This is a genomic window from Acinetobacter sp. Colony158 (assembly GCF_019264745.1).
GTDB lineage: Bacteria > Pseudomonadota > Gammaproteobacteria > Pseudomonadales > Moraxellaceae > Acinetobacter > Acinetobacter ursingii.
Genome location: NZ_CP078523.1, coordinates 2,718,775 through 2,722,464 on the forward strand (window position 1 = coordinate 2,718,775; position 3,690 = coordinate 2,722,464).

A 3,690-nucleotide genomic window follows, 5' to 3' on the forward strand; every position below is an offset into this window, starting at 1 on the left:
TTTGATAATGCATTCGAGGGTGAATTCTTTACCTACAACTTGAATTTGGGTTGGTCATACAATACTTTAAATCGTCCAATCTTCCCGACATCGGGTATGTATCATCGTTTAAATCTTGAAGTTGGTTTACCAGGTGGCGACGTTGATTATCAAAAAGCCACGTTTGATACTCAGGCTTATTTCCCATTAGGTCATGATTTTGTACTTCGTGGCTACGGTAAATTCGGTTATGGTAATGATTTGCCGTTTTATAAAAACTTCTTTGCAGGTGGTTACGGTTCGGTACGTGGTTATGATGTCAACACACTAGGACCTAAATATCCGGGTGTAACTTATAACGAGACTAGAACGCGTGATTGGGATCCTGAAGAAGTCGGTGGCAATGCTTTAGTACAATTTGGTACTGAGCTTGCTTTACCTATTCCATTTAAAGGGGACTGGGCACGTCAGGTACGACCTGTAATATTTGCAGAAGGTGGTCAGGTTTTTGATACACAGTGTAAAACTGCTTCAGGAAATCTTTATTTGAATGGTTCTACCACGCCTGTAGATGCAAAACAATATTGTAAAGATAACTATAATCTGGATTTAAGCAATCTTCGTTATAGTGTGGGTGTTGGCTTTACGTGGATTACCATGATTGGTCCTCTGTCATTAAGTTATGCATTCCCATTAAATGATAAAGATGGTGATGAAACCAAGGAAATTCAGTTTGAAATCGGCCGTACTTTCTAGTACGGTCTTTGTTCAAATAATTAATTGTTGAAATACTCCTGTATAAGGAAATCAAAATGAATAAATTAACAGCAGTTTTATTGGGTATGGGTTTGTCTATTTCTGGATTGACACAAGCCGCAGGTGTGGGTTTTGTTGATTTAGCAAAAGTTGTCGATAGCAGTAGCTATCTTAAGCAACAAAATGCAAGCTTAAATCAGTCAGTTAAACCGACGACAACCAAACTAGAACAGCTTGGTAAAGAGCTAGATGCATTACGTCAAAAAGCGGAAACTGAAGGTCGTAATATGAAAGAAGCTGATGTTCAAAAACTTAATCAGCAATATCAGACCAAATTAAGCGAATTCAACTCGACCCAGCAAGGTTTGCAGACTCGTGTTCAAGGTACTTTACAAACCATGAACAACACTTTTGAAACTCGTGTGAAACAAGCAGGTGAACAACTTCGTCAAGAAAACAATTTAGACTTCATTTTGAATAAAAATGCTGCGGTTGCCTATGACGCTAAGAACGATTTAACTGATAAAATGATTCAAAAGGTTAATGCAATTAAATAATCAATGAAAGCACGTAGTTATCGTTTAGAAGACTTGGCTCATCTTGTTCAAGGTGAGTCTTTTGGTCATAAAGACCTTTCCCTGACTGGACTTGCAAGTCTCGAACACGCACATCCAAATCAGATTTCATTTGTGAATGGCGACAAATATCTCGAAGCAGCACAAGTCTCGAAAGCAGGTGCATTGATTGTTCCAGCTGAATTAAAACAACAGTTAGCGCAACATCAAAATTTTATTGTAGTTCAAAATCCCTACCTTGCTTTTGCTCAATTGACTCATGTTTTTGAAAAGAAAATTGAATCCATTGGAATTGAAAGTACTGCACAAATCCATCCGTCTGCCATTATTTCAGATAGTGCTTATATTGGTCATTATGTGGTGATTGGTGAGAACTGTGTGGTCGGTGACGGTAGCGTTATTTTGGCAAACTCTACATTGAATGATTTCGTTGAAGTTGGTAAAGATTGTTTTATTGATTCACATGTGACTTTAACGGGTGAAACCAAGCTTAAAGATCGCGTTCGAATTCATGCCAATTCAGTGGTCGGTGGTGAAGGTTTTGGCTTTGCACCCTATCAAGGAAAATGGCATCGTATTGCCCAATTAGGTTCAGTTCAAATTGGAAATGATGTTCGAATTGGTTCAAATTGTAGTATCGATCGCGGGGCTTTGGACGATACAATTTTAGAAAACGGCGTCATTATTGATAACCTTGTGCAAATCGCGCATAACGTTCACATTGGTACAAATACGGCGATTGCTGCAAAAACGGGAATTGCAGGAAGTACTACCATTGGCAAAAACTGTATCATTGGTGGCGCGTGTGGACTTGCAGGGCACTTAAACATTGCCGATAACGTGACACTTACAGGAATGTCAATGGTCACAAAAAGTATTTTTGAAGCAGGAACCTATTCTTCAGGAACAGGACTTTTTGAAAATAGTCAGTGGAAACGCACGATTGTTCGCTTTAGACAATTAGCAGATGTGCCATTGACCCAAATACTCAAACGACTCGATCATATGCAGGCTCAAATAGAGTCTCTTGAATCAACCTTTAAATTGCGTAAATAGAAATATGATGACTGAGTCTAACATTCCCGCGTTTACGATCCCTGAATTGCCAATGCATATTCAAACTATTCGTGAATATCTGCCACATCGTTATCCATTTTTACTGGTTGACCGTGTGGTTGAAGTAACTGAAAATTCTATTGTTGGTTATAAAAACGTTTCAATCAATGAAGAATTTTTACAAGGACATTTTCCTGAATATCCAATTATGCCAGGCGTACTTATTGTAGAGGCTTTGGCTCAAGTTTCAGGTGTTCTTGGTTTTATCATGAATAATCAAAAACCAAAAGCGGGTTCTTTGTTCCTTTTTGCTGGAGCGGAGAAAGTACGGTTTAAAAAACAGGTTGTTGCAGGAGATCAGCTCGTCTTAAAGTCTGAGTTGGTGATGCAAAAACGTGGTATTTACAAATATAATTGTACAGCCACAGTGGATGGTATTGTAGCAACGACCGCTGAAATTATGATTTCGCACCAGATAACAGAGCAGGCATGAGTAATAACGACTTCATTCATTCAACCGCTATTATTGACTCATCTGCAGTAATTGCTTCAGATGTTCAAATTGGACCTTATTGTGTCATTGGGCCTAATGTGAGCATCGGTGCAGGAACTAAGCTTCATTCACATGTCGTGATTGGTGGTTTCACACGGATTGGTGAACATAACGAAATTTTCCAGTTCGCGAGTGTGGGTGAGATTTGCCAAGATCTAAAATATAACGGCGAAGAAACTTGGCTTGAAATTGGTAATCATAACCGTATTCGTGAACATTGTAGTTTGCATCGTGGCACCATTCAGGATAATAGTCTGACCAAATTGGGCAGCCATAATTTACTGATGGTGAATACACATATTGCTCATGACTGCGTGGTGGGTGATCATAATATTTTTGCCAACAATGTCGGTGTGGCTGGCCATGTGCACATCGGTGACTATGTGGTCGTGGGTGGAAACTCAGGAATTCATCAGTTTTGTAAGATTGATTCTTATAGTATGGTGGGTGGGGCATCTTTAATTTTAAAAGATGTGCCTGCTTATGTGATGGTTTCAGGTAATCCAGCGCATGCGTTTGGGATGAATGTTGAAGGTATGCGTCGCAAAGGTTGGTCAAAAAATGTGATCAATGGCTTACGTGATTCTTTCAAAATTATCTATAAGTCGGGTTTAACCACCGAACAGGCACTAGATAAAATTCGTACTGAAATTTTGCCAGAAATATCTGAAGTTCAATTGTTGATTGATTCAGTTGAATCATCCAAACGCGGTATTATTCGTTAGTTAAGTATCTTATCGAAATAAAAAAGACACATTTCAAATGTGTCTT

General features: G+C 38.8%; 5 protein-coding genes. All 5 read left to right on the forward strand.

The window, feature by feature from the left end; translation table 11 throughout:
- The coding region (locus tag JR005_RS14930; RefSeq protein WP_228731693.1) for a BamA/TamA family outer membrane protein at window positions 1-735 on the forward strand (735 nt) is incomplete at its 5' end.
- A 56-nt stretch (window positions 736-791) separates the two neighbouring features.
- Window positions 792-1,292 (forward strand): OmpH family outer membrane protein, encoded by a 501-nt coding sequence (locus JR005_RS11060; RefSeq protein WP_004998137.1) that lies wholly within the window; start codon window positions 792-794, stop codon window positions 1,290-1,292.
- A 3-nt stretch (window positions 1,293-1,295) separates the two neighbouring features.
- Complete coding sequence (lpxD, locus tag JR005_RS11065) at window positions 1,296-2,366, forward strand: UDP-3-O-(3-hydroxymyristoyl)glucosamine N-acyltransferase (protein ID WP_218665040.1); 1,071 nt, start codon at window positions 1,296-1,298, stop codon at window positions 2,364-2,366.
- Between the two features lie 7 nt (window positions 2,367-2,373).
- The gene (fabZ, locus tag JR005_RS11070; protein ID WP_218665833.1) at window positions 2,374-2,859 is read left to right on the forward strand and encodes a 3-hydroxyacyl-ACP dehydratase FabZ; all 486 of its coding nucleotides are present in this window, start codon (window positions 2,374-2,376) and stop codon (window positions 2,857-2,859) included.
- Window positions 2,856-3,644 carry an acyl-ACP--UDP-N-acetylglucosamine O-acyltransferase gene (lpxA, locus tag JR005_RS11075; protein WP_004998133.1) on the forward strand — a complete coding sequence of 263 codons (789 nt, stop codon included), beginning with the start codon at window positions 2,856-2,858 and terminating at the stop codon, window positions 3,642-3,644. The genes fabZ and lpxA overlap by 4 nt, the downstream gene beginning before the upstream one ends.
- The last annotated feature ends 46 nt before the right edge of the window (window positions 3,645-3,690 follow it).

Excerpts from the sequence above, each read along its gene's own strand:
- JR005_RS11060 (WP_004998137.1), top strand. The coding sequence starts at position 792 with ATGAATAAATTAACAGCAGTTTTATTGGGTATGGGTTTGTCTATTTCT.
- lpxD (WP_218665040.1), top strand. The coding sequence starts at position 1,296 with ATGAAAGCACGTAGTTATCGTTTAGAAGACTTGGCTCATCTTGTTCAA.
- fabZ (WP_218665833.1), top strand. The coding sequence starts at position 2,374 with ATGACTGAGTCTAACATTCCCGCGTTTACGATCCCTGAATTGCCAATG.
- lpxA (WP_004998133.1), top strand. The coding sequence starts at position 2,856 with ATGAGTAATAACGACTTCATTCATTCAACCGCTATTATTGACTCATCT.